The organism is Desulfolithobacter dissulfuricans, from assembly GCF_025998535.1.
Taxonomy (GTDB): domain Bacteria; phylum Desulfobacterota; class Desulfobulbia; order Desulfobulbales; family Desulfobulbaceae; genus Desulfolithobacter; species Desulfolithobacter dissulfuricans.
The window spans coordinates 2,553,414-2,578,632 of the sequence record NZ_AP024233.1; the positions used below are offsets into that span (position 1 = coordinate 2,553,414).

Below are 25,219 nucleotides of genomic sequence, written 5' to 3' on the forward strand. Positions count from 1 at the left end.
CCCTGTCCGGACCATAATGATTCCCTGACTGCAGAACGAAATTATTTTTTTGGTCTATCACCTTGATACTGCCCGGAGAACAGTTCAGAACTGTCCACCCGCTCCTGGGAGACAGAAGACCACCTTGAGAATTTTATCTTTCAAAGTACCCGTCAAAACATGAACATCGCTGCCATACTGGTAGTTTCACCTGCTGCGTATCCATATGTCAAGGTATTAACGATGTTTTCCCTGTCCCTATCGTCCGAAGGCAACTATACTATAGGTATAACCTTACCGGTTCGGTTGCCAATTAAGGAGGTGGACGCATGACTGTCAGGGAATTCTGTACAAGAGATGTCGTTATCACGAACAAGGGAAGCAGTATCACCGAGGTGGCGCAGCTGATGCGCAAATACCATGTGGGCGATGTGGTGGTGGTTGAGCGAAGGGATGAACAGAACATTCCGGTGGGCATCATCACGGATCGTGATATCGTTGTGCAACTCATTGCCCGGGGGATGGCTCCTGATGCGGTTACCGCCGGCGAGGTAATGAGCTCTGAGTTGATTGTTGCCAGGGAAAACGAGGGCATCTGGTACACGATGCAGCAAATGCGCGGCAAGGGGGTTCGCCGGATTCCCGTGGTGAATGACGATGGAGGTCTTGAAGGAATCCTGGCGGTTGACGACCTGGTTGAACTGCTTGGTCAGGAACTCACCCTGCTTGCCAGAGTAGCGGCTCAGGGCCGGGCCATGGAGAGACTGCAGCAGGAATAATTTTTCACGAGGACTGGGCAGACAAGCGAAATTTGTAGTCGAACTGGGGCGCCCTTATGCTGTCAACAAATAAACAATCAGCGAGGAGGGGGTATGACTGAAGTCGATTTGCAACGATTAAAAGAAAAGCTTTTAAGGCAAAGACAGGAAATCTTCACAAGCCTGCGGGACCTGGAAGCCGAATGGGAGGTTCTGGGCGAGCGTGATATTGAACCAGAGGATGCGGCACAGAAAGCTGCCTTGACTTCTCTATTTGACCAGATGGATACGCGTGAAAAAGACAGGATCGAGGAAATCGATCTCGCCTTAACAAAAATGGAATCAGCATCTTACGGGACATGTGAAGAATGCCATAAACCGATCTCCCTGCAGCGGCTGGAATCACTGCCGGCAACCCGCTTTTGTATAAAGTGCGCAGGTAAACAGGAAGAAATACATTAAAAAACTCTGTAAATCAGTCCGTTACTGGCCGGAATTAAAAAGCAGAATAATCATCAGCGTCAGCAGGGCAACTGCCAGTGAACGCAGGCCGGACCAGAGCCAGAACGTCCGGCTCACCTGGCCGAGAAAAACCCCAAGCAGAAAGATAACTGCCAGCGCGATAATAATGGCAGTGACAAGAGGGGGAAAGTATATGGGAAAGCCCTGCTGTGCAAACCACAGGGGAGAGATGATCACCAGGGAAATCAGCAGCGGCGACAGACCGTTAACCAGGGCCACCATCACCGGAACATAGCGGGTGGCCCGGCCGTAATCGCTATCCTCCAGGTCCGTTAATACAGCTTGCTCCAGCTCCTTCAGCTCTTTTTTCCGTTCCGCCGATTCGCTGAGATAGGCACTGGAAACGCCGCTCACGAACAGGGCAATGGCAGCCCCCAGACAACCGCTTATGGCTACAGAGACAGGCACCGTACCACTGCTGTAAAATCCGGTCAGCAGCCCCAGCATGGTCAGTGCGCCATCAAATCCATTGGTGATGAAATAGCGCCTGGCAATGCCCCGGGCGCGATAGAGATGGAGCAGCAGGTGACGGAAGCCTGTCCTGTTCATGCCAGCCCTGACTCCTACTCGGGAGCAGGACCGGTGGCGCAGACCTCCACTTCATCGATACTGTGGACCGAAGCGCCCATCTGTTTGATGGCTGCCAGAATGGCCTCGAACTCTATGTTCTGTCCCGTGATGACCAGCACCGTGCTCTCGGTCTTTTCATCCATCTCCGTGACCGTGAGCCGAACCCGGTAATCCGCTCCCTGTTCCGCCAGGGTGACCGCGAAATCCAGGGCATTGGGTTGGTGGGGCTTTAACACATCGAGAACCAGCCTGCGTATGACCGCCATGCGCTCTCCTGAAGTTGAAAAATGTCACAACGCGCCCGCACCACCAGAACAGCCCCTGCACCCATCCCCGACAACCTCGTCCTGTTATTAGATGATCTCCCGGGGCGACACCATCGGTGGTCGGTGCGGAGAACCCGAACTGCGGTTCACAGGGGACTGAGAACAAATGTGGACGACTACTTTTTGGGGAGCGCCTCGTAACTCGTTGATAAATGGTGCCCCGGCAGGATTCGAACCTGCGGCACCAGGATTAGGAATCCTGTGCTCTATCCTACTGAGCTACGGGGCGCAAGAGATGTGAAAGAAAATGAAAAAGATCTGTTTTCCGGGCAGAGATATTACCCAAATCGCAGTGGAAAGCAAGTGGTTATTTTTTCCCTGCCCCATCACCCAGAGTCTCTCCGTCGGCCAGCCGCGAGATCCCCTGCCACTGCTGCTCACCGGAGTCGGGACTGATGATGCAGTTGCGCCCCACCCGGACGTTTTCCGGGACCAGGGCCTTCTTGCCCACGAGGGTGATCCCGGTATAGAGATGGGTGGGGTAGTCAACATTGGGACATCCCTTGTTGTCCCCATCGCCCACCCGGGCCCCGGCCCCGATACGAACCCTTTTGTCGCAGATGCACAGGTCCACCACCGCGTTTCGTTCGATGACCGAATCCTGGAAGATTACCGAGTCGCGGATCACCGCCCCCTTTTCCACCCGGACACCGGGCGAGAGTATGGAGTTAATCACCGTGCCCTCGATAACACTGCCGGCGCAGACCATGGAGGACTCCACCCGGCAGCCGCTCAGGAAACGGGCCGGAGCCCGGTCCATGGGCAGCCCGTCGGCCTCGACGTTGGAGCGGATCCCCCACGCCTCGGGTGTTATGTCGGAATCGGGCCGGATCACGTCCATGTTGGCCTCCCAGTAGGCCTGGATGGTTCCCACATCGCGCCAGTAGCCATAAAAGGGATAGGCAAACACCCGGTCTTGCTCGATGGCCCTGGGGATGATGTGCATGCCGAAATCTATCTCCTTCCGGTCGCGCTCCAGCGTCCGGAGCAGATACTCGGTATCAAAGACATAGATACCCATGGAGGCAAGGTTGGTCCTGGGCTCCCTGGGTTTTTCCTCCCAGTCGATGATCCGGTTCTCCCGGTCGACGATACCGGCTCCGAACTGATGGATCTCGCTCTTGGGCACCACCATCATGCCGATGGTCACATCGGCCTTCTTGACCTGGTGATAGACCTGCATGGCGGCGAAATCCATCTGGTATATATGATCTCCGGACAGGATCAGGACCTGTTCCGAGGGATTGGCGCGTATGAAATCGATATTCTGGCGGATGGCATCGGCCGTGCCCTTGTACCAGTCGGAATCGCGCTCGCCGGTGCGCGGCGGGAGGATTTTGACCCCGCGGGTCCGGCCGATGAAATCCCAGGCCTCACCGGTGCCGATATGCCGCATCAGGGAAAGGGGCTTGTACTGGGTCAGCACCCCCACCCGGGTCAGGCCGGAATTCATCACATTGGAAAGGCTGAAATCAATGATCCGGTACAGGCCGCCAAAGGGCACCGCCGGCTTGGCCCGGTGACCGACCAGGATATTGAGCCGACTGCCGATTCCACCGGCAAGCAGGAGTACCAGGGCGTCGGGAACATCTCTCACTGCAGCACCTCCTTATCCTCCACCCGCCGGTTTGATGGCCATTTTTCCGGGTCCAGCCGGGGATAAACCGTGCAGCCCCGGCCAATGACTGTGGTATCGGGCACCTGATTGTTCCAGCCAATCACGGTGATCGCCCCGTTACCGGCATGTTCATCCAGGCTGCCCACCCGGACGTCGCGGCCAAACACGGTGTTCACATCGCTGACCACCCGGCCGAGCCTGGCGCCCGAGCGTACCGTGTTGTTGAAAAAGAGTACACTGTCACGCACCTCGGCCCCCTCCTCCACCCGGACCCCTGGAAAGAGGATGGAGTTGACCACCCGTCCCTCGATGATGCAGCCGTTATAAACCATGGAGTTGTCCAGTACTCCCCGGGCCCCCACCTTGAGCGGCTGGCAATCGCGGATACCGCGGTGTTCAAGATTGGTCCGCAATCCCCATTTCTCCATGTCGATCTTCGGCTCCGGCCCCAGCAGGTCCATGGAGGTCTGCCAGTACTCATCAATGGTCCGGGTATAGCCCCAGTAGCCGCGGAACTTGTAGCCGTACACCTTGTACTTTTCCCGCATCATCATGGGGATGATATCGCGGCCGAACTCATAGGAGGTTCCTTTCTGGTTTTCCTCAAGCACCTCGTACATCACTTCTGGCCGGAAACAGAGTACGGTGAGAGAGGCCCAGCCGCTTCTTGGTCTGGCCGGTTTTTCCTCGTAGGAGAGCAGCCGGCCGCCCTCTTCGTCCCGGCCTTCGATCTCCGCCACCCCGAACCGGTGGGCCGACTCGACGGGGACCTCGATGAAGGCCGCAGTCAGATCGGCGCCCTTGCTGTAATGGTAACGGATCATGTTTCGGTAATCCATCTGATAGATGTGATCACCGGAGAGAACGAGAATCTCAGCGGGATTATGATAGCGGACAAAGTCCAGGTTCTGGTAGACCGCATCGGCGGAGCCCCGGTACCAGTGCGGGTTTTCATAATCCTTGAACGGAGGCAGGATGTTAATCCCACGATATCGGCCGATCATGTCCCAGGCCGCGCCGGTACCGATATGATTGATCAGGGAATAGGATCGATACTGGCTGAGGATGGCCACCATCTCGATCCCGGAGCACATCAGGTTGGAAAGCGGGAAATCGATCACCCGGGCAAAACCGCCAAAGGGAACCGCTGACTTGGGTCGATAATGGGTAAGCACACCCAGTTCATCAACCCGACCGCCCGCAAGAATCATTGCCAGAGTGGAGGGTTTATACATGCGCGCACCTTTCTGTGCTGAAGAAACAGGATTGGTACCTGTTATTCTATTGTATAACCACCTGACGCTGCAACATATTTAACCGAAAAACTCCGGCGCCAACACGAAGATAAAGCCCCTGTTGTCCCTGGGCGCTCATCACTACACCAGTGTATCTCTGGAAAAAAAGAGGCGGGCAGATTCTGATGGAAGGTCCGCTACCCGGCCCCGGGCTGGGCCGGCAGGCTGCGGCAGCCAAAAAAGGCCGCCGGGTGATCAGCGCATATGGCGGGTGGCCAGTCGCATGAGGGTATGGGTGGAAAACTCGTGATTCTCGCGCAGGGGCAGATTCTTGAGCGGCACCTCGGCCCGGGCCGCCTCCTTGTGGCCGCCGGCCGAGCCGAACTCGCCAAAGGTCTTCTGGGCGAGCTTACCGGCATTCTTGCGGTACCCGTCGCAGCGGAAGATGACGATCAGTTTCTCGCCATGGATACCCGAGACCAGAACCCAGTCGATCTTGTCGACCCGGTTGAAAAAGTCGGCGATGATCACCTGAATATCCGGGGTCCCCACCCGGCCGAGATGGATATAGGCCCTCCCTTTGGAGACCTTGAGCTCGTTCAGGGCGATTTTGAAATACTTGAGCTCCGAGCGGCGCAGTTCGGTGAGCTCGAACTTACGAACCAGGTTGCGGTTGGCAAACTTGAATACGTAACGAAAGGCAATACCGTCGGCCAGGAGCGAACTCTTTTCAAAATTCTGGGTGTCGACCTTGATCCCGTAAAACAGGGCCGTGGCCAGGGCCACCGAGGGCTTGATTCCAGCCGCGCGCAGGTACTCCACCATCATGGTGGAAACCGCGCCGTATTCGGGCCGGATATCGATGAACTTCGCGTCCCAGCCTTCGGTTACCGGATGATGGTCGATGACCGCATCAAACTCCAGTTTTTCAAAACAGGGCTGATGGGTGGGCTGGGAATCGATCAGGATGCGCTTGGAATAGTCCTTGACCGGCAGGGTATGGAGCCGCTCGATGGGAATCTTGAGCCGCTCCACCATGGTCAGGTTGTTCAGCCGCCGGATTTCATTGGGATAGCCGATGGTCACCGAGCCGACCCGGTAGCTCAGCAGCCGTTTCATGGCCATGGCACTGGCCAGGGCATCGGGATCGGCGCTGATGACAATCAGCACCTCGTCGTCCCGGTCAAAAAGTTCCCACAGGCCGTTGAGACGATCCCGGGCCGAGTTACGGCTGGCGCTGCGGGTAATGGTATCGGCTATCTTTTCAAGTCGTTTCTGCTGCAAATGTGTACCTGCAAAAAAAAACCACTGCAACCGCACATGCGGTCTGCAATGGCTACTTGGTGTCTATCAGCCGAGGGTAACAGCGGTGCCGGCCGGGATTACCCCCCGTACTTTGTTGTGGCTACCGGCATCAAGAGCGGATGAATTCTTCATGGCTGACATTTTATCCAGTTGCCTGGGAGATCGGATCGGACACAGGCAGGCAACAATTTAGGCGACTATACCATACCCCTTCCAGAAAAAGCAAGCCGGGACGCACCAGCCTCTCAGTCGCCGCTAAATACGGGAACTGACGGAAAAAGTGATGGATCTGTATGGGGAATAAACCGGGAACCGGAAAAACATATCATGAAATCCTGGTTCACATTGAGCTCGATATAGGTGATCTTCTGGCCTATCTCCAGGCTCCGCTGCCGCGCGCTCTCCTGGAGCAGAACCAGCTCGGCCCCCTTGAGTGAACTGTTGCCGATCCCCTGGTAGGTCTCCAGTGGAAGATCGGGCAGCATCCCCAGCACTATGGCCTGACGGGGGTTGATATGCTTGCCAAAGGCTCCTGCCACGTAAATCCGCTCCAGGTCCTCGAACCGTACCCCCACCTGGCCTGTCAGTGTGGTCAGAATGGCATACATGGCCGCTTTGGAGCGCATCATCGCATCCAGGTCCACCTGGCTCAGGACCACCAGCTCACCGGTACCCGACTCGGCCGCCGGGGCGATGACAAAACAGGTCTCCCCGTCCATGGTCGTCAGGTGTTTTTCGACAAAACGGTGAAAGCCGGGAGGATCCGACGGGCCGCCCCGACGGAACTTGCCGCGCAGGTCAATGACCCGGGCCAGGTAGAGCTCGGCCACCAGGTCGATCATGCCGGAACCGCAGATGCCCACCGGCGGCGCATTGTCAATGGTCCGATAGCCGAGTTCCCAGGTATCGGTATCGATATGGACATGCTCCACCGCTCCCGGACCGGCCCGCATGCCCATTTTCGCCACCCCACCCTCCAGGGCCGGACCCGCAGCCCCGGCACAGGCGATGAGCCACTCCCGGTTACCAAGCACCACCTCGGCATTGGTGCCCACATCGATGAGCATGCTGACCCTGTCCGCCTGATCCAGGCCGGAGGCCAGGATACCGGAGATCAGGTCACCACCGAAATAGGAACCGATGCTGGGCAGGATCACGACCGGGGCCCGGGGGGCCAGCCCGAGGCCCAGCTCTTCGGCAAAGAGTGGGTCCGGAGCGTTGATAAGCGGTATATAGGGTTCGCGGCAGATATGATAGGGGCTGAGCCTCAGCAGCAGATGAACCATGGTGGTATTGCCGGATACCGACAGGGCCCGGATGTCACCGGTCTTGAGTCCGGCCTCCCGGGCCAGGTCCGCGGCCAGGGAGGTGATGGAACGGATCACGGCCTCCTGCAGTTCCCCAAGCCCGTTCCTGCCGTCGGGCCCGGACGAGGTGGCATAATGAATCCGGCTGAGGATGTCGGCCCCGTACCGGATCTGCTGGTTTTCCGCATGGCCATGACCAAGCCGCTCACCGGTCAGCAGGTCGATGAGGGTGGCCTCCAGGTGGGTGGTCCCCAGATCCAGGGCCATACCGGGCAGAACCTGCGGCCGTGACGGGAGAAAATCCACCAGCTCCACCCCGTGGGGCAGGACATTGACCACCGCGGTACCCCTGAACCCGCTGTCCCTGAACCCGGCCGCCACCTCGGCGCAACGACCATAGGGCACGAGCAGCGGCCTCTCCCGGCAGGAGGGTGGCAGCACCAGGGCCCGGCGCAGCCGGTCGATATCGGCGGTATTATCCTGCAGGCTCGGCACCTCGGCCGTCACATCCACATATGTAACCAGGGGCTGATCATCCATGACTTGAGCGTGATTCCTGTTATTCTTAAGCCCTCTTGCGGGCCGGTTCTACTTGACGCGGACCGTTTGAATTGATACTACATGCGCACAAACCAGACAACAAAAACCACCCAGCTCTCCAGCCCGGAGCAGTTCCCCTGCAAACACAAATTCAGTGAAACTCCTTGACCGGTACATACTGGCCCAGTTCACCAGAAACCTGGTAACCATCACGGCCAGCTTTATCGCCATCTATGTCCTGATCGATTTTTTCGAAAAGATCGACAACTTCATGGAAAAGGGCAAACCCATGCTCCTGGCGATCCGGTTCTTTCTCCTCAACATTCCCTTTATCATCGAACAGCTCGGGCCGGTCTGCATTCTCCTGGCCGGGGTGGTGACCCTTGGCATCCTCAATCACTCCAATGAGCTGATAGCCCTCAAGGCCTGCGGCATTCCGCTGAAAAAGATCGCCGCCCCCATTATCGCCGGCGGCCTGGCCTGTACCCTGCTCTTTCTGGCCATGTCGCAGTTCATCCTGCCGATCACCGTCGCCACCACCAACACCATCTGGAACAAGGAGGTCCGCGGGCGGGTGGCCACCGGCATCTACCGTAACGGCCGCTACTATTACCGGGGCCGGGAGGGCTTCTACTCCTTTGGCCGGCCCGACCTGAAGGCAAACGAGTTCCTGGACTTCTCCTACTCTTCCTGGAACGACCGCTACCAGCTGACCAGGCTGATCGCCGCCGAGCGGGCCCTGTGGCGGGACCAGACCTGGACCCTCTTTAACGGCCAGATCCAGACCCTGGAAGATGACGGCAGCTACCAGAGCCGCCTTTTCACCAGCCAGCGCTTCGAGTTCCCCGAGAAACCGGCGGATTTCTTTGTCCCGGAGTACCGCAGCCTGGAACTCTCCCTCACCGGGCTGTACCGGGAAGCGAAACAGAAGGTATCGCCCGAGGAAAAAGCCCGGGCCTGGGCCGAATTTTATGGCCGCATTTCCTACACCCTGCTCGGGTTGCCCCTTCTCCTCCTGGGGTTGCCGCTGCTGCTCATGGTCTACCGGAAATGGGGTCGGGACCTGTCCCTGGCCATTCCGGTATCCTGCGGCCTGGCCTTTGCCTGCTGGGGCATCTGGGGCATCCTCCAGTCCCTGGCCAGAGCCGCTTACGTGAGTCCGGTGCTGGCGGCCACGGCAATCCATGTTGTGGTGGGTACCACGGGTGTTGTTCTGCTTTTGCGGGAGGATGTATGATGAAGGAGAAACGGGCCGGAATCGTCGGGGTACCGCCGCTGTCTGTCATTCGCACTCTTCACGAAGAGCGCTTTAACATTTTTGACCTGGACGAGCCCCAGGTGCGGGTCTCCCTGGACCTGACATCGCGCTACCTGCCCCGCGTTTACTGCGCCATCCTGCGCACCGTGGTGCTCAATGCCATGCACCTGAAACTCGATGTGGTCTACATCGACGTGGGCCCGGGTAAATGTGACTGCGCCCTGCACGTGGCCACCATTCTCGAGGATATCCTCGACTGCCCGGTGATCCAGACCCGCAACACCGACACCACCGGCTTTGGCACTCCTGTCTGCCGGGCCCGGATGAAACTGGTGGACAAGTTCCTGGCCATCACCCGCAGTGTCCAGTCGCCCCTGCCCCATGATGATATCCCGGCCTGCACTCCCACGGCCGGTTTCTGGGGGTACCGCCACGGGATTTCTCCATCCTCGAGCTCTTTCCCGACACCACCCATGTCTATGGCTGGACCCGCTGCATGGAAAACAAGACCCCGGCCGACCTGAGGCTGGAACATCACATCAACCCCGAGGTACCCACCGTGTTCTTTGCCCAGTCGTTCTGTGCCAAAAACGCCTTGGCCCATCACCTGGTGGAGCACCATCCCCGGGCCCTGTACCTGGACTGCGACGTAACGGCCTCCAGTTCGGTGCGGGCCAAAATCGAGGCCTTTCTGGAACTTTCCGGGGTCAAACCGGCAGGGAGCAGGTGAACGACATGCTGCTGGCTGATTTTGGCACCTCATACTGCAAGATTCTCGATACCGAGTCCGGAAAACCGCCGACCATCCTGGCAACCCGGGACCTGGACCGGAATTTTCTCGCCGACCTGGCCACCGGCCATAATGCCCGCCGCCGGAGCCGGCGCCATGTCAACGAGCTGACCGCCCTGGCCCGGGGCGGAGAAACCCTGATCAGGGAGAAGGACTATGTCCTCCTGGACTGCGGCAGCCGTGACATCAAGTTTGTCCGCTACGAGGACGGCAAGGTGACCGACATGGGCTGGAACGCCGAATGTGGCGCCTCCATGGGCTTTACCATCGAGCTGCTGGCCAGCTATTATGATATCGACTATGCCACCGTCCCGGTGCCGGAGAAGGGTTTCTCCATCACCTGCGGGGTGCTGGGCATGAGCCATATCTTCGATGCCGTGGTCTCAGGTTCGTCCGAGACCGAGGCCGTGGCCCGCTTTGTCCGCGGTATCGCCCTGAACGGCTACCGCTTTGCCGGCTCCCCCGATCATCTCTACCTCTCCGGCGGGCTCTGTGACAACCCCCTGTTTGTCGCCAGTTTTCCCTGCTCGGTCACCCCGCTGGGTCGATTCGTTCTTCTGGACGGCCTCAGGGCCATTGCCTCGGCAGAACATGGAACGGAAAAAAACTGAGAGAGGCCGGGTCTGGACCACCGGGTTTTCCAGCTGGGGCAAGAGCCTGCCCCCACTCCTTGAGCAGGCGAACCTGGCCGGACACCTGGCCGCAACCGATCCTCCCTGTATCCTGATCAAGCCCAACCTGGTCGAAGCCATACCTCCACCGGTCACCACCCCGGTTGGTCTGGTAGCCGCCCTGATCGATTTCCTGCGCCAGGTAACAGACAGGGATATCATCATCGCTGAAGGGACCGGCTCGCTCCACTACGATACCTTCCACTGTTTCAGTGAACTTGGCTACACCCGGCTGGCCAGGGAGAAAAACATCCCCCTGCTCGACCTCAACAGGGAAGAGCCGGTCCGTCTCGCCAATCCCCGCTGCCGCCGCTGGCCGGAGATGTACCTGCCGGCCATTGCCCTTGAAAGTTACCTGATCTCGGTTCCGGTACTCAAGGCCCATAGCCTGGCCGGTGTCACCCTGACCATGAAGAACATGATGGGCCTGGCTCCGCCCGACCGCTACTGCCAAGGCGGTTCCTGGAAGAAATCCGCCTTCCATGAGGGTATCCAGGAGGCTATTGCCGACCTGAACCGATACCGGACCCCGGATTTCACCATCCTCGACGCCACCGTCGGCATGTGCGAGGCCCATCTCTGGGGCCGGCACTGCGAACCACCACCCAACCTGCTGGCCGGTGGATATGATCCGGTGGCCCTGGACAGTTTCGGTGCCGGCCTGCTTGAGCGCCACTGGCAGGACATAGGTCATATCCGGGCAGTGGACCGCGAACTCGGTCTGGCCGCCCCCCTGGAGTGTGTGGAGGTGGTGCCCAGGCAGCAGGAGACGGGCTGACACCAAAAAAAAAAGGCGCTCCCCGAAGGGAACGCCTTTTCTCATCCACTTTCCCGGCCGTCATACCGGCCCGGCGGAAAGCTGATTATTTTTTCTTCTTTTTCTTCGTATCCTTGTTTTTCTTTTTCTTGTTCTTCTTTTTCTTCTTTTTCAGAAAAACAGGGCAGTGCTTGCAGTGCTTACCTTTCTTGATAAACTTGCCGCAGCATTTCTTTTTGCTCTTTTTGCCTTTGGTACCCACGCTACAGTCCTTAGCCGTTATTTGTTGTCGGGAGCCGGATTTTCGATGCCCAGGAGCTCAACCTGGAAGATCAGCAGCGAACCAGGCTCAATCACCGGAGGCGCGCCCTGGTCACCATAGGCCAGGTCAGGCGGCAGATAGACCTCATAGGTGGATCCCACATTCATCAGCCCCAGGGCTTCCTGCCAGCCGGGGATAACCTGGTTGAGCTGAAAGACCATGGGCTCGTTGCGCTTGTAGGAACTGTCGAACTCGGAGCCGTTGAGCAGACTGCCACGGTAATGGACCTTGACGGTATCGGTGGATTTGGGCCGAGGACCGGTACCTTTTTTGATCACCTTGTACTGCAGGCCGGAGCTGGTGGTTTGAATGCCTTCTTTCTTTTTGTTTTCCGCCAGAAATTTTTCCGCTGCCGCCCGATTTTTCTTAGCCATTTCCATAACAAGCTTCACCTGCTTTTCCCGCTGCCTGGCCGCAAACTGATCCTGAATGGCGGCGATTTCCTCGGCGGTGAGCAGGGGTTTGTTGCCATTGAAGGCATCCTCAAGTCCCTTTTTCACAAACTCCAGCCGCAGGTCCTCACCCAGGCTCTTGAAATAGGAGCCCAACTCCAGCCCCATGGAATAACTCAACTTCTCACTGTCGCTCTTGAGTTCAACCTTTTTCTCTCCAGCCACAGCCACTCCGGCTGTCAGCAGGAGGGCAACAAGGCCATACACTATGTATTTCATCTGTACTGCTCCTCTGGCAATGCAAAAATAAAAAAAATGACCCCTGTTGTTCCATCGGGGCCATCACCTGTGAGCCAATACTGTATCCTATTTTCAAAAAAAGAAAAGCGGAAAGCGGCCCGGGCACATTGTTGGACCGGGAATCAGAGAACCACCAGGGTAATCCCGGGATTGGACCGCCCGAGATCACGGTGGCGAGCGAGGGAGGGAAACCGGCGAAGGAGCTGGCTGCCCGGCCCGGTCCGCCGGCTGAACTCCTCCCCTTCCAGAAGATCGTTGATGGCTCCCCGGATCTTGAGATACCGCAGCCGCTGACGGACCTCCTCGCGGATGACACCTCCCTGACCGCTGGAACCATATCCATGGATCAGGGTCAGAACCCGGATCCCCTGCAACCTTGCTGCCTCGAGTTCCCGCTCCATCCGCAACAGGGCCTCTCTGGCGGGCGGCCTGCCCCGTTCCAGATTGACGATGCGGTGAACCGGAGCCTGCGCGCCGGGGGGAAGCGAGATGCAGGCCGCTCCACAGTAGGGACAGCGCGACCCGTAACCATCATGCTCATTGCCGCATACTTCGCAGACCAGGGAAGGCTCCATGAATCAGAATCCTGCCAGAAGTAGTCAGTTACTGGCCCTCAAAAAGAATTGTGCTGAGCTGGAACCGGAGCCCCGGACCATCCCACTCTACCGGCGCCGGACCTCGATAACCACCGGCATCTGCTGCAGATGCTGTTGCAGGGTCTGGAGATGGTTCAGGTCGCTAACCTGGACCACTACCTCCATTTCCACCAGGTTCTCCGAGGTGATCCGCGAGTTGAGCTCGACGATTTCGGCATCATCGGCATTGATGGTGGAGGAAATTTCGACCAGGAGGTTTTTCTGGTTTTCGGCCCGGATCAGGAGGGCGGACCGATGGGTGGCTTTCGGGCTTCCCGACCACCGCACCGCGATCCAGCGCCGGGGATCGGTGGTCCTCAGATTGGGACAATCCGCCTTGTGGACAGAGATACCCCGACCGGTGGTGATGAAACCGACAATCTCGTCCCCGGGAACCGGCTTGCAGCACTGACTCACCCGGACAAGCATGTCATCGAGGCCGTCGATGTCGACAATCTCACTGTCGGCGGCCGTCCCCTTGCCGGATTCCGCCTTTTTATTCTTTTCCAGCAGTTCCTGTCGGGCACGCTGTTCTTTTTCCTCCCTGGTTTCAGGCGGTTCCAGGACCTCGGTCAGGTGAGCCACGGTAATGGCCCCGGAGCCCACCTTGACAAGCATGTCATCGAGCGAGTTGCAGCGCAGCTTTTTCAAAAGCATCTTGATATGGCCGCTCTTGATCAGCTTTTTCAAGGCCACATCATGTTTGCGCAGTTCCCGCTCGCAGATCTCCCGGCCCAGGCGCAGAGCCTTTTCCTTTTCCTCGCGCCGCAGGTACTGGCGGATGCAGGTCCGGGCCCGGCTGGTCTTGACATACTGGAGCCAGGCCCGCCGGGGATGCTGGTTCTTGGAGGTGATGATCTCGACGATATCGCCGTTCTGCAGCTCATGCCTGAGTGGTACGATCTGGCCGTTGACCCGGGCTCCGCTGCACTTATCACCCACCGCACTGTGGATGGAATAGGCAAAATCGATCGGCGTCGAGCCGCGGGGCAGTTCCCGGACCTCGCCGGTGGGGGTCAGGACATAGATATCCGGATCATAGAGCTCGCCCCGGACCGACTCGAGAAATTCACTGGGATCCTCGACCTCCTGCAGAGTCTGGACCAGTTTCTTGAGCTCCTTGAACAGCCGGGCATCGGACTGGCTGATGTTCTGGCCTTCCTTGTAAGCCCAGTGGGCGGCGATACCCTCCTGGGCGATCCGGTCCATCTCTTCGGTACGGATCTGAATCTCGATGAAATGCCCCGGGGACCAATGACCGTGGTGTGCAGGGACTGATAGTTATTGGACTTGGGAGCGGAAATAAAATCCTTGATCCTCCCCGGCACCGGCGGCCAGTCGCCGTGTACCGTGCCCAGAGCCTCGTAACATTCCTTGACCGACGAGACGATGATCCGGAAGGCCACCTTGTCGTAGACCCGCTCCAGGGGGATATTCTGGGCCACCAGCTTCTTGTAGATGGAATAGAGATGCTTGGGGCGACCGATGATCCGAATGGGCCGGATATTGTTTTTATGCAGTTTCTTGTACAGGGTGTGGATAACCTCTTCCACATACTCCTGCCGCTGGGCCAGGGTACTCTCCAGCCGCCGGGTCAGATCGGCGAACTCGGTGGGGAAGAGATACTGAAACGAAAGATCCTCCAGCTCCCGCTTCATCCAGTCGATACCCAGCCGGCTGGCCAGGGGCGCATAGAGATCCATGGTTTCCCGGGCCACCCGTCGGCGGCGCTCAGGATCGGCTGAACCCAGGGTGATCATATCCTGGAGCCGATCGGCCAGCTTGACCAGCAGAACCCGGATATCGGCCCCCATGGCCAGGAAGAGCTTGCGGATATTTTCGGCCTGGTGGGCAAGCCGTGAACTGTAGTGAACGTTGGTTATCCGGGTGGTGCCGTCAACGATGTTGGCCACGTCACGACCAAAGCGTTTTTCCAGTTCCTTGAAGGTGGCCACCTCTTCCTTGAGCACCCCGTGCAGCAGACCGGCGACAATGGTATCCAGGTCCAGTTTCATCGTGGCCAGGGTTGTGGCCACCTCCAGCAGATGCTGAATGTACGGCTCACCGGAGATGTGGGTGTGATCACTGTGCCGCTCACAGACAAATTCGTATGCCCGGGTGAGCGGTTCCAGATCCACATCGTGCAGGTAGCTCGATGCTATGGCGATAAGACCCTGAATATCAGACATGGTCAGCGTATTGTGGTGTTCAGTTGAAGATAACGGCAAACCCCCGGGTGTTCCGCATATCCCTTCGCCACGGCCCGGGCAACAGCCCGCCGGTTACCGGAGGCGGCTCAGTTCGTCCTCGATGAGGGAGGCAACATGGTCGGCGGCCCCGTCATAGTCGATGGTAGTGGTTTCCCCGTCCCGGCGGCGCCTCAGTTCCACCCGGCCCTCCTTCTCATAGGTCTTGCCCACGGTGATCCGGTAGGGGATGCCGATCAGATCCGCATCCTTGAACTTGGAGCCTGGGCGCTCGTCCCGATCATCGTAGAGGACCTCGATACCCCGGGCCTGGAGATCCTCATAAAGGCCCTCCGCAGCCCGGGTGGTCTCCTCGTTGTTCAACCCCAGGTTGAGGAGGATCACCTGGAACGGGGCCAGGGGCAGGGGAAAGATAATCCCGTTTTTGTCATGGTTCTGCTCGATGGCCGCCGCCACCACCCGGCTGACGCCGATGCCATAGCAGCCCATGACAAAAGGCTTTTCACCACCCTCCCGATCCTGGAAGGTGGCGTTCATGGCCTGGGAATAGCTGGTGCCGAGCTTGAAGATATGGCCCACCTCGATTCCGCGGGTGAGCTCCAGCTGGCCACCGCAGGAAGGACAGGGATCCTCGGTAGTAATCTGGCGCAGATCGCCCACCAGGTCGGGGGTGAAATCCCGGCCCGGATTGACCCCGGTGAGGTGATACCCCTTTTCATTGGCGCCGGTGACCGCGTTGACCATGCGCATCACCTCCTGGTCGGCAACGGTCCTGATCGGGATCTCCCGGGGACCGATATAGCCCACCGGCAGCCTGGTCAGCTTCCAGACCGTATCGTCATCGGCCAGCTCCACCTCGGTGGCGCCGAGGATGTTCCCCAGTTTCACATCCTGGACTTCACGGTCGCCACGCACCAGAACAGCCACCGGCTCGCCGTCGGCCAGGTAGACCATGGTCTTGATGATATCGGCCGGGCTTACCCCGAGAAACTCTGCCACCCGGTCCACCTTTTTCATCCCCGGCGTCTCCACCCGGGTCAGCTCGGCCGGCTCCTTCTGCACCGGGGTCTTCTCCGGAAGCACCACGGCCGCCTTTTCCACGTTGGCCGCATAGGAGCACGCCTTGCATATCACCAGGGTGTCCTCACCGGTATCGGCCAGGACCATGAACTCGTGAGAAAAGCTGCCGCCGATGGAGCCGGTGTCCGCCTCCACGGCCCGAAATTCCAGGCCACAGCGGGCGAATATCCGCTGATAGGCGTCATACATCTTCTGGTACGACTCGCTGGCAGCCTCGTCGCTGACATCAAAGGAATAGGCATCTTTCATGATGAATTCCCGCCCACGCATGAGGCCGAACCGGGGGCGGATCTCGTCCCGGAACTTGGTCTGGATCTGGTACAGGTTTACCGGCAGCTGCCGATAGGACTGCAGTTCCCGCCGGGCAAGGTCGGTGATGACCTCCTCATGGGTGGGTCCCAGGCAGTAATCGCGGTCGTGGCGGTCCTTGAAGCGGAGCAGCTCGGCCCCGTATTTCTGCCAGCGGCCGGTTTCCCGCCACAGATCCCCGGGCTGGACCATGGGCATGAGCAGTTCCTGGGCCCCGGCCCGGTTCATCTCCTCCCGGACGATCTGGGAGACCTTCTGCAGGGCCATGAATCCCAGGGGCAGGTAAGTGTAGAGGCCCGAGGTCAGCTTGCGGATAAAACCGGCCCGCAGCAGCAGTTGATGGCTTATTACTTCGGCCTCGGCCGGAGTTTCCTTTGTGGTCGGCAATAATAGTTTTGAATAGCGCATGGATATCTGTAAAAAAAATAAATGGTAGAGGTGAATAACGGAAAAAGACCGGCGGCGGGATGGATGATCAGTCCCTGTTCTCCCGCCGCTCCCGCTCCATCTTGTTGAGCTCGTCGAGAAAGACCGGCAGTAGTTCCTCCTCGGGCAGTTTTTTAAAGATCTCGCCCTTTTTGAAGATGATCCCCACCCCGTGGCCCCCGGCAATACCGATATCGGCCTCCCGGGCCTCGCCCGGACCATTGACCACACAGCCCATGACCGCCACCTTGAGGTTGGTCTCCATGGTCTGCAGATGTTTTTCCACGGCCTCGGCCAGGGGAAAGAGATCGATCCGGGTCCGGCCGCAGGTGGGACAGGATATCATCTCCGGCCCCCGCTGGCGGATACGCAGCGAACGCAGGAGCTCAAACCCCACCCGAATCTCCTCTTCCGGGTCGCGGGTGAGCGAAATACGGAAGGTATCGCCGATGCCCTCGAACAAAAGAATCCCCAAAGCCACACTGGACTTCACAGTGCCGGCGATCAGGCCGCCGGCTTCGGTCACCCCGATATGGAGGGGGTAGTCTGTCTTTTCGGACAGCTCCCGATAGCCGGAGATGGTGGTGAGGGTATCCGAGGACTTGATGGAAATTTTTATCTCGTAAAACGAGAGTTTCTCCAGCAGGGCCACGTTGCGCAGCGCGCTTTCGATGAGCGCGGTGGGCCTGTCCGGGGTCGGATAACCATATTTTTTCAAGAGATCTTTCTCAATGGATCCGGAGTTGACCCCAACGCGGATGGGAACCCGATGCTGCCGGGCCGCATCCACCACCCTGGCCAGCTTATCCTCACCACCCAGGTTGCCCGGGTTGATGCGGATGGCCTGGGCACCGTGTTCCATGGCCGCCACGGCCAGACGGGAGTCGAAATGGATATCAGCGATCAGGGGAATGGTGATCCGCTCACGGATACCACGAATGGCCACCGCAGCCTCCATGTCCGGAACCGCCACCCGGATCAGTTCACAGCCCGCCTTTTCCAGCCGCCGGATCTGGGCCACAGTGGCCTCTATATCCCGGGTATCGGTATTGGTCATGGACTGGACCGAAATCGGGGCTCCGCCGCCAATGGCCACCGGGCCTATATGGATCTGTCGTGTCTTTCTGCGCTTGATCATTGTCCCATGGAGTGACTAACTGTCCCGGCACCGAAGTTGACGGTGGGGGAAGAAACAGATGTTTATTACCGGCCCGACCGGGGCTCGGTGTTACCGGCCGATGGTTGCCGCCTGGCCTTGAAATTCAGTTCCGCATCAGAAGCCCGGATATAGAGAGGGGCTGCCGCAGCCGGCTCAAGCACGTCCCCCAGGGCCAGCATCCGGCCACCCAGCAGACCGACAAAGGCCGCCCTGGGCTGACAGAGGGGAGGAGGCAGAATCTCGATCAGCCTGGACCCGGCAAATATCTCATGAAAGGCGGCGACTCCGGGTCCGGCGAACACCGTGGGCCCGGTAAGCTTTGCCACCAGTTGTTCCGGACCGATAACCACGGGGTCCTGACTCCGAACCGGCAACCCATCGTCTCCTGACCGGTAGAGGGCCGCATACACCTCGTTTTTCCGGGCATCGAGCAGGCAGCACAGCTCTTTTTCTCTGGCCACCCCCAGGGCCGTGCAGGCCAGGGCATCCAGGGTTGGCACACCCAGCAGCGGTACCCCGGCCGCCATGGCAAGTCCCTTGGCCGCCGCCATGCCGATGCGCAACCCGGTGAAGGACCCGGGCCCCAGACTGACCGCGATTCCGTCCAGCTGCTCCCAACTCACCCCGCCGGCCCCAAGGACCCACTCCACGCTGCCGAGCAGTCGCCGGGCGTGGGTCACCCTGGGCTGGGCCGTGGCCTCGGCCAGGAGAGCGCCGGAAAGCGGATCGCCGCTGGTCAGGGCCACGCTGCCGCAGCCGGTGGCGGTTTCAATGGCAAGAATCAGGGGCTGGTCCACCGCTGGATAATCCTGAGTATATCATTATAGAAGACAAAAAGCATGAGGGTGCCGAGCAGCATGATACCGATCTTCTGGCTCCACTCCATGGCCTGCTCGCTGAGCGGCCGGCGGCGGATCCCTTCCAGGGTGAGAAAGACCAGATGGCCGCCGTCCAGCACCGGCACCGGCAGCAGGTTGAGGACACCCAGATTCACACTGAGAAGCCCCATGAAGTAGAGCAGGTTCATCCAGCCCGCCTCCAGCTGCTGACCGGCGATCTCGGCGATACGGATGGGCCCGCCGAGCTCGGTGGCCGGCACCACCCGCTGAAAGATCTTGATGATGCCCAGAACTGTTAGATAGATGAGATTCCAGGTCTGAATAAAGGCCGCCTTGATCGATTCGGCCAGGCCGGACTTCTTGTAGACCAGCTGGTCATCCCGGGTGATACCGAGCATATAGCGCTCCCCCACCTCTTCGCCGAACAGGTTTTTCACCTTTTCCATGGCCGGAGTGGCGGTGATGGTCAGCTCCTCGCTGCCCCGCTTGATCCGCAGCACCACCTTTCTGCCGCCACTTTCACGGATGAGCCGGGAAACATCCTGCCAGGAGGTGGTCTGCTGACCATTGATGGCAAGGACCTCGTCACCGGGCTGAATCCCTGCCCGCTCGGCAGCCGAGCCGGGCGCCACCTGACCGATCCTGGTGGTATCCACCGGTTCGGGCAGACCCACGGCCAGAAACATGGCGGCAAAGAGCAGGACGGCAAAGAGCAGATTGAAAAGCGGGCCGCCAAAGACTATGCCGAAGCGCTGCCACACAGGCTTGTGGGAAAAAGAGCGGGCGCGGTCCTCCGGTGGAATCTCTTCCCCGGGCTGTTCACCATACATCTTGACATAGCCGCCCAGGGGAAAGGCGGAGATCAGGTATTCGGTCTCGCCCCATTTTTTCCCTATGACCTTGTTACCGAAACCAAGGGAAAACTTGAGAACCCGCACCCCGAAGAGTTTGGCAAAGAGAAAATGACCCAGTTCATGGACAAAGATAAGGACACCAAGAACCAGTATAAAGGAAATCAGGGAATTCATAGGTATTGGACGTAACGGTTAACGGTTGACAGGAACCTCCATGGCCCCGTAGCAGAATATCCCTTCCGGGCCGGCGATGGCTTATGCCGAACCGGCGCCGGTCAGGCACACCTCTTCTTCGGCCACAATCCGGGCCTGTCGGTCCGCTTCCAGTATGGCGTCCAGATCACGGTCATCGCCATGTTCCACCTTGCGGGTTGTCCGGGCCACCACGCGGGAAATATCGGTAAAACCGATACGCCCGTCCAGGAAGGCATCGACGGCTATCTCATTGGCAGCATTAAGAACCGCCGGCCATGTCCCCCCCTGTTCGAGACAGTCAAAGGCCAGGCGCAGGGCCGGAAAACGATCATAATCGGGTTTTTCAAAATCCAGCCGGCCGCACTCGGAAAGGCTCAGGCGGGACAGGCCAAGCCCGAGCCTTTCGGGATAGGAAAGCGCGTAGGCAATGGGAATACGCATGTCTGGAATACCGAGCTGAGCCACCACCGAGCCATCGACATATTCCACCAGGGAATGGACCACGGACTGGGGATGGACCACCACCCCGATCTGCTCGCTGGAGACATCAAAAAGCCAGCGTGCCTCGATTACTTCCAGTCCCTTGTTCATCAGCGTGGCGGAATCAATGGATATCTTGCGGCCCATGTCCCAGTTGGGATGGGCCAGGGCCTGGGCCGGGGTGACCCGAACCAGCTCTTCGGGCGCCATGGCCCGGAAGGGCCCGCCAGAGGCGGTGAGGATGATCCGTCCCACGTCCTGGCGCCGACCGGCCTCCAGGGCCTGAAAGATGGCCGAATGTTCTGAATCGATGGGCAGCAGCCGTACCCGGTGTTCCCGTACCGCTTCCATGATCAGCCGACCGGCCATGACCAGGGTTTCCTTGTTGGCCAGGCCGATATCCTTGCCGGCCATGATGGCGTCCAGGGTGGGTAATAAACCCACGGCGCCAACCACGGCCGAAACAACCATCTGGGCCTGGACCATGGTGGCGATACGGCGATTGCCCTCGGTGCCGCAGAAAATGCGGCGGTGATAGCTGTCCGGCAGCAGAGCGGCCAGTTCATCGACCAGCTCGGGCCGGCCGATGGAGACCAGTTGTGGCTCAAATTCAAGCACCTGCCTTGCCAGCTCCCGGACATTGGACCCTGCTGACAGGCCGACGATGCGGAACCGGTCGCTGAACTGGCGCACCACGGCCAGGACATTCTGGCCGATGGAGCCGGTGGAGCCAAGCAGACTGATGCACTTCATGCCAGCACACCGCAGGTGAGAAGGAGGTAAAAGACCGGCGCGGTCAACAGCAGGCTGTCGATCCGATCCAGCAGGCCGCCGTGTCCGGCCAGGATGGTACCGGAATCCTTGACCCCCGAGCTTCGTTTGATCACCGACTCGATCAGGTCTCCCATGATACCCACCACCACCAGGAGAGGCCCGAAAAGAGCCATCCGGACCAGGGATCCTTCGGGGAGAATCACGCTCCCCACCAGTACCGCGGCCAGGGATCCGGCCAGGATACCTCCCAGGGCCCCGACAACGGTCTTACCGGGACTGATGGAGGGACAGAGTTTCCGGCGACCGAAGGCCCGACCGGCATAATAGGCCCCGGTATCGGAACCGGCGGTGATAGCGACCAGGAGCAGCAGCCAGCCGGCTCCGTTATCCAGAAATCGGATCAGGACCAGGTGGGCACCGCAAAATGAAATATAGGCAAGACCCAGGACGGACAGGCTGAAAAAAGCCAGTACGTCGTCGAGGCGGGAATAACGGCGCAGCACCAGGAGAACCGTCCCGAGGAGACCACCGGCCAGGCCGCCAAGGAGGGCGGCCGGGGTGGCGATGATCGTGGTCAGGACCGGCAGACCGGCCACTGCCAGGGAACCCAGAAGCTCGCCCCTGGTCTGGCCGGGCAGGACCATGCGAAAGTATTCATACAGGCCGGTGAAAACCAGGGCCACCATCACAAGATAGAAGAGGGGCCCGGGCACGCCAAAAAGCAGCAGAACCCAGACAACCAGCATACCGAGGCCGGGAAGGACTCGCCCCATGGCCTTACTCCTGTCGCAGCTGGGCCCCGGTACGGCCGAAACGGCGCTGGCGGGTCCCATAGGTGGCAATGGCTTCAAGAAACTGTTCTTTGCGGAAGTCGGGCCATTTGATTTCGGTGAAGTAGAGTTCAGAGTAGGACAGCTGCCAGAGAAGAAAATTGGACAACCGCTGCTCGCCGCCGGTACGGATCAACAGATCGGGATCCGGCTGACCGGCGGTGTAGAGGACATTGCTCATCTGCTCCTCATCCAGATCCCGCCAGTCAAAGCCCTCTTCCACACAGCGCCTGGCCAGCTCCCGTACGCCCTGCATTATTTCACTGCGGCTGCCATAGGAAAGGGCCAGGTTGAGGTACATGGTCTCGCAGCGGGCGGTTTCCTCCATCACCTCGGCCAGGACATCCTGGACATCCTGGGGAAGCCGATGCTGCTGACCGAAGCAGGAGAGCCGAATATCGTTTTCCAGCATGCTGGACAACTCGGCCCGGAGATAGTTTTTAAGGAGCCCCATCAGCCCCTTGACCTCAAAGGAGGGGCGACGCCAGTTTTCCGTGGAAAAGGCGTACAGGGTCAGGTGGCGGACCCCGATCTCCCGGGCAGCCCGGACCACAATCCGGACCGAGTCAACCCCGGCCTTGTGACCGAAGAGGCGTGGCCGATGCTGATTTTCGGCCCACCGGCCATTTCCATCCATGATAATGGCCACATGGCGGGGAACCTGCAGAATTTCGGATGATTGCGAAGAAGGCATGGCATCGGAGGCGATCAGACCTCCATGACCTCTTTTTCTTTACCGGCAGCGATCTCGTCGATCTGCTTGATGAAGGCATCGGTGGCCTTCTGCGCTTCTTCCTGGAGGCGGAACATCTCGTCCTCGGAGATCTCCTTGTCCTTTTTCATCTTTTTGAAAGTGTCGTTGGCCTCACGACGGACATTGCGGATGGCCACCCGGAACTCCTCGGCCACTTTCTTGACCTGCTTGACAAGCTCCCGGCGCCGCTCCTCGGTGAGCTGCGGGATATTGAGGCGGATAACCTTGCCGTCATTGACCGGGGTCAGTCCCAGGTCCGAGGCCATGATCGCCTTTTCGATATGGGGCAGCATCTGCGGATCCCATGGCTGGATCACGATCTGCCGGCTCTCAGGAATGGTGATGGTCCCCACCTGGTTGAGCGGCAGGGTGGAACCGTAGGCATCCACCTTGACATCATCCAGCAGAGACAGGGAGGCGCGTCCGGTGCGAATTTTTGTCAGTTCCCGCTTAAAGGCCTCAACACTGGATTCCATCTTTGCATTGAGTTGCTCGATAACCTCCATCTCTCCCTCCTGACCGCCGGTGGCGGAATCTTTTTTTTGAAACCAAATAACTTCAGTGCATCTCCAACCAGAAAAAAATCCCTGCGGGACCGACAGTCTTGGCTGCAGACGTGACGGCCGGTTATTGCCGGGTAATCAGGGTGCCGATATTCTCTCCGGCGGCCGCGCGAACAATGTTGCCCTGTTTTTTCATGTTGAAGACAAAAACAGGCAGGTTGCTGTCGCGGGCCAGGGATATGCCGGCCGCATCCATGACCCTGAGGTTCTCCTGCAGTACCCTGGTATAACTCAGGGTGTCGAAGCGCACGGCCTGGGGATCCTTTTCCGGATCCCGGTCATAGACACCATCCACCCTGGTTGCCTTCATGATCACGTCGGCATTGATTTCAAGTGCCCGCAGGACCGCAGCGGTATCGGTGGTAAAATAGGGATTGCCGGTTCCGGCGGCAAAGATCACCACCCGGCCCTTTTCAAGATGCCTCAGGGCCCGGCGGCGGATATAGGGTTCACAGACCGTCTGCATGGGAATGGCCGACATGACCCGGGCCGGCACCAGCTGCTGCTCCAGACCATCCTGCATGGCCAGGGCATTCATCACCGTGGCCAGCATGCCCATGTTATCGGCATTGGCCCGGTCCATGCCCGAGGCCGCACCGGCCATACCGCGGAAAATGTTGCCGGCGCCAATAACCAGGCCAAGCTGAACTCCCTGGGAGTGAACCTGCTTGATTTCCGAAGCCACGAACTGAATCATTTCCGGTGAAATGCCGAAGCAGTCTTCACCCATGAGAGCCTCGCCGCTGATCTTCAACAGGATACGGTTGTATTTCATCCTGAATGCCTCCGAAATGTACAGGAACCCCGTGGGAATAGTCCCGGACTGTCCGGGAGACAGTCCGGGCAGAGAAAAAAAATCAGGCGCCGATCTGGAACCGGGCAAAGCGCTTGATGGAGATGTTCTCCCCAAGCTTGGCAATAACTTCGTTGAGCAGATCCTGGATGGAAAGATCCGGGTTCTTGACGAACTTCTGATCCATCAGGCAGATCTCGGAGATGTACTTCTCGATCTTGCCGGAGACAATCTTCTCGACGATGTTCTCGGGCTTGCCGGACTCCAGGGCCTGCTTGGTGTAGATTTCTTTCTCGCGCTCGATGAGCTCGGCGGGAATCTCCTCCCGGCGCACTGCCACGGGATTGACCGCCGCGATGTGCATGGCGATATCCTTGGCAAAGTCTTTGAAATCATCGGTCTTGGCCACGAAATCGGTTTCGCAGCCCACCTCGACCATGACGCCGAGTTTACCGCCACCATGGATGTAGCATTCAATAACCCCTTCGGAGGTGGCCCTGTCAGCCCGTTTGGCAGCCACGGCCAGGCCTTTTTGACGCAGCAGGTCAACGGCCTTGTCCATGTCACCCTCTGTTTCGGCGAGGGCCCGCTTGCAGTCCATCATGCCGGCATTGGTCTTGTCACGCAGTTCCTTGACCATCTGGCTTGTAATCTTCACGGCTTGTTCTCCT

General features: G+C 59.0%; 27 protein-coding genes, 1 tRNA gene and 1 pseudogene. 7 read left to right on the forward strand and 22 right to left on the reverse strand.

Going from position 1 to position 25,219, the window contains the following annotated elements:
• Positions 1 to 308: 308 nt before the first annotated feature.
• The gene (locus tag GF1_RS11270; RefSeq protein WP_267926655.1) at positions 309 to 758 is read left to right on the forward strand and encodes a CBS domain-containing protein; all 450 of its coding nucleotides are present in this window, start codon (positions 309 to 311) and stop codon (positions 756 to 758) included.
• A gap of 93 nt (positions 759 to 851) precedes the next feature.
• The gene (locus GF1_RS11275; RefSeq protein WP_267926656.1) at positions 852 to 1,199 is read left to right on the forward strand and encodes a TraR/DksA family transcriptional regulator; all 348 of its coding nucleotides are present in this window, start codon (positions 852 to 854) and stop codon (positions 1,197 to 1,199) included.
• A 21-nt stretch (positions 1,200 to 1,220) separates the two neighbouring features.
• Here the strand turns inward: GF1_RS11275 and GF1_RS11280 are convergent, their stop codons facing one another.
• From GF1_RS11280 to GF1_RS11310, 7 genes are all read right to left on the reverse strand, one after another.
• On the reverse strand, positions 1,221 to 1,808 hold the full coding sequence (locus GF1_RS11280) for a VIT1/CCC1 transporter family protein (RefSeq protein WP_267926657.1): 588 nt from the start codon (positions 1,806 to 1,808) through the stop codon (positions 1,221 to 1,223).
• A gap of 14 nt (positions 1,809 to 1,822) precedes the next feature.
• Complete coding sequence (locus GF1_RS11285; RefSeq protein WP_267926658.1) at positions 1,823 to 2,095, reverse strand: DUF211 domain-containing protein; 273 nt, start codon at positions 2,093 to 2,095, stop codon at positions 1,823 to 1,825.
• A 213-nt stretch (positions 2,096 to 2,308) separates the two neighbouring features.
• A tRNA-Arg gene (locus GF1_RS11290) sits at positions 2,309 to 2,383 on the reverse strand.
• A gap of 79 nt (positions 2,384 to 2,462) precedes the next feature.
• Positions 2,463 to 3,752: a glucose-1-phosphate adenylyltransferase family protein gene (locus tag GF1_RS11295; RefSeq protein ID WP_267926659.1), complete on the reverse strand. Its 1,290-nt coding sequence runs from the start codon at positions 3,750 to 3,752 to the stop codon at positions 2,463 to 2,465.
• Complete coding sequence (locus tag GF1_RS11300) at positions 3,749 to 5,008, reverse strand: glucose-1-phosphate adenylyltransferase family protein (protein WP_267926660.1); 1,260 nt, start codon at positions 5,006 to 5,008, stop codon at positions 3,749 to 3,751. Before GF1_RS11300 ends, GF1_RS11295 begins: the two co-directional genes overlap by 4 nt.
• A 255-nt stretch (positions 5,009 to 5,263) precedes the next feature.
• Positions 5,264 to 6,292, reverse strand: a complete 1,029-nt coding sequence (locus tag GF1_RS11305) for a DHH family phosphoesterase (protein WP_267926661.1) — start codon at positions 6,290 to 6,292, stop codon at positions 5,264 to 5,266.
• Positions 6,293 to 6,558: 266 nt separating this feature from the next.
• A complete protein-coding gene (locus GF1_RS11310; RefSeq protein WP_267926662.1) occupies positions 6,559 to 8,160 on the reverse strand; it encodes an ASKHA domain-containing protein in 1,602 nt (533 codons plus the stop codon).
• 154 nt (positions 8,161 to 8,314) lie between these two features.
• Here GF1_RS11310 and GF1_RS11315 point away from each other — a divergent pair, with 154 nt between their 5' ends.
• From GF1_RS11315 to GF1_RS11335, 5 genes are read left to right on the forward strand one after another with little or no spacing between them, the layout of a single operon-like run.
• On the forward strand, positions 8,315 to 9,397 hold the full coding sequence (locus tag GF1_RS11315) for an LptF/LptG family permease (RefSeq protein WP_267926663.1): 1,083 nt from the start codon (positions 8,315 to 8,317) through the stop codon (positions 9,395 to 9,397).
• Entirely contained in the window at positions 9,394 to 9,942 is a 549-nt protein-coding gene (locus tag GF1_RS11320) for a hypothetical protein (RefSeq protein ID WP_267926664.1), read from the forward strand. The genes GF1_RS11315 and GF1_RS11320 overlap by 4 nt, the downstream gene beginning before the upstream one ends.
• The gene (locus GF1_RS11325) at positions 9,915 to 10,148 is read left to right on the forward strand and encodes a hypothetical protein (protein ID WP_267926665.1); all 234 of its coding nucleotides are present in this window, start codon (positions 9,915 to 9,917) and stop codon (positions 10,146 to 10,148) included. Before GF1_RS11320 ends, GF1_RS11325 begins: the two co-directional genes overlap by 28 nt.
• Before the next feature lie 5 nt (positions 10,149 to 10,153).
• Positions 10,154 to 10,819: an ATPase gene (locus GF1_RS11330; RefSeq protein WP_267929143.1), complete on the forward strand. Its 666-nt coding sequence runs from the start codon at positions 10,154 to 10,156 to the stop codon at positions 10,817 to 10,819.
• Positions 10,800 to 11,657 carry a DUF362 domain-containing protein gene (locus tag GF1_RS11335; RefSeq protein ID WP_267926666.1) on the forward strand — a complete coding sequence of 286 codons (858 nt, stop codon included), beginning with the start codon at positions 10,800 to 10,802 and terminating at the stop codon, positions 11,655 to 11,657. The genes GF1_RS11330 and GF1_RS11335 overlap by 20 nt, the downstream gene beginning before the upstream one ends.
• Before the next feature lie 85 nt (positions 11,658 to 11,742).
• On the opposite strand, the gene GF1_RS11340 is transcribed toward GF1_RS11335, so the two are convergent.
• The 15 genes and pseudogenes from GF1_RS11340 to tsf form a co-directional block, all read right to left on the reverse strand.
• The gene (locus GF1_RS11340) at positions 11,743 to 11,898 is read right to left on the reverse strand and encodes a hypothetical protein (protein ID WP_267926667.1); all 156 of its coding nucleotides are present in this window, start codon (positions 11,896 to 11,898) and stop codon (positions 11,743 to 11,745) included.
• A gap of 17 nt (positions 11,899 to 11,915) precedes the next feature.
• Positions 11,916 to 12,629 carry a BamJ family beta-barrel-assembly machinery protein gene (gene bamJ, locus GF1_RS11345; protein WP_267926668.1) on the reverse strand — a complete coding sequence of 238 codons (714 nt, stop codon included), beginning with the start codon at positions 12,627 to 12,629 and terminating at the stop codon, positions 11,916 to 11,918.
• 143 nt (positions 12,630 to 12,772) lie between these two features.
• Positions 12,773 to 13,225, reverse strand: coding sequence for a Smr/MutS family protein (locus GF1_RS11350; RefSeq protein WP_267926669.1), 453 nt, complete (start codon positions 13,223 to 13,225; stop codon positions 12,773 to 12,775).
• Between the two features lie 87 nt (positions 13,226 to 13,312).
• Entirely contained in the window at positions 13,313 to 14,494 is a 1,182-nt protein-coding gene (locus GF1_RS11355; RefSeq protein WP_267926670.1) for a TGS domain-containing protein, read from the reverse strand.
• Positions 14,495 to 14,497: 3 nt separating this feature from the next.
• Positions 14,498 to 15,474, reverse strand: a pseudogene (locus tag GF1_RS11360) (HD domain-containing protein); the annotation flags it as partial.
• A gap of 93 nt (positions 15,475 to 15,567) precedes the next feature.
• A complete protein-coding gene (locus GF1_RS11365) occupies positions 15,568 to 17,289 on the reverse strand; it encodes a proline--tRNA ligase (RefSeq protein ID WP_267926671.1) in 1,722 nt (573 codons plus the stop codon).
• A gap of 67 nt (positions 17,290 to 17,356) precedes the next feature.
• Positions 17,357 to 18,445 (reverse strand): flavodoxin-dependent (E)-4-hydroxy-3-methylbut-2-enyl-diphosphate synthase, encoded by a 1,089-nt coding sequence (gene ispG, locus GF1_RS11370; RefSeq protein ID WP_267926672.1) that lies wholly within the window; start codon positions 18,443 to 18,445, stop codon positions 17,357 to 17,359.
• A 65-nt stretch (positions 18,446 to 18,510) separates the two neighbouring features.
• Positions 18,511 to 19,263, reverse strand: a complete 753-nt coding sequence (gene tsaB, locus GF1_RS11375) for a tRNA (adenosine(37)-N6)-threonylcarbamoyltransferase complex dimerization subunit type 1 TsaB (RefSeq protein WP_267926673.1) — start codon at positions 19,261 to 19,263, stop codon at positions 18,511 to 18,513.
• Positions 19,248 to 20,333, reverse strand: coding sequence for an RIP metalloprotease RseP (rseP, locus tag GF1_RS11380; protein ID WP_267926674.1), 1,086 nt, complete (start codon positions 20,331 to 20,333; stop codon positions 19,248 to 19,250). The genes tsaB and rseP overlap by 16 nt, the downstream gene beginning before the upstream one ends.
• Positions 20,334 to 20,414: 81 nt before the next feature.
• On the reverse strand, positions 20,415 to 21,587 hold the full coding sequence (locus tag GF1_RS11385; RefSeq protein ID WP_267926675.1) for a 1-deoxy-D-xylulose-5-phosphate reductoisomerase: 1,173 nt from the start codon (positions 21,585 to 21,587) through the stop codon (positions 20,415 to 20,417).
• Positions 21,584 to 22,381, reverse strand: a complete 798-nt coding sequence (locus GF1_RS11390) for a phosphatidate cytidylyltransferase (protein WP_267926676.1) — start codon at positions 22,379 to 22,381, stop codon at positions 21,584 to 21,586. Before GF1_RS11390 ends, GF1_RS11385 begins: the two co-directional genes overlap by 4 nt.
• A 4-nt stretch (positions 22,382 to 22,385) precedes the next feature.
• Positions 22,386 to 23,132: an undecaprenyl pyrophosphate synthase gene (gene uppS, locus GF1_RS11395; protein WP_267926677.1), complete on the reverse strand. Its 747-nt coding sequence runs from the start codon at positions 23,130 to 23,132 to the stop codon at positions 22,386 to 22,388.
• Positions 23,133 to 23,146: 14 nt separating this feature from the next.
• Entirely contained in the window at positions 23,147 to 23,668 is a 522-nt protein-coding gene (gene frr / locus GF1_RS11400) for a ribosome recycling factor (RefSeq protein ID WP_435051711.1), read from the reverse strand.
• 151 nt (positions 23,669 to 23,819) lie between these two features.
• The gene (gene pyrH / locus GF1_RS11405) at positions 23,820 to 24,530 is read right to left on the reverse strand and encodes a UMP kinase (RefSeq protein WP_267926679.1); all 711 of its coding nucleotides are present in this window, start codon (positions 24,528 to 24,530) and stop codon (positions 23,820 to 23,822) included.
• An 82-nt stretch (positions 24,531 to 24,612) separates the two neighbouring features.
• Entirely contained in the window at positions 24,613 to 25,206 is a 594-nt protein-coding gene (tsf, locus tag GF1_RS11410) for a translation elongation factor Ts (RefSeq protein ID WP_267926680.1), read from the reverse strand.
• Between the last annotated feature and the right edge of the window lie 13 nt (positions 25,207 to 25,219).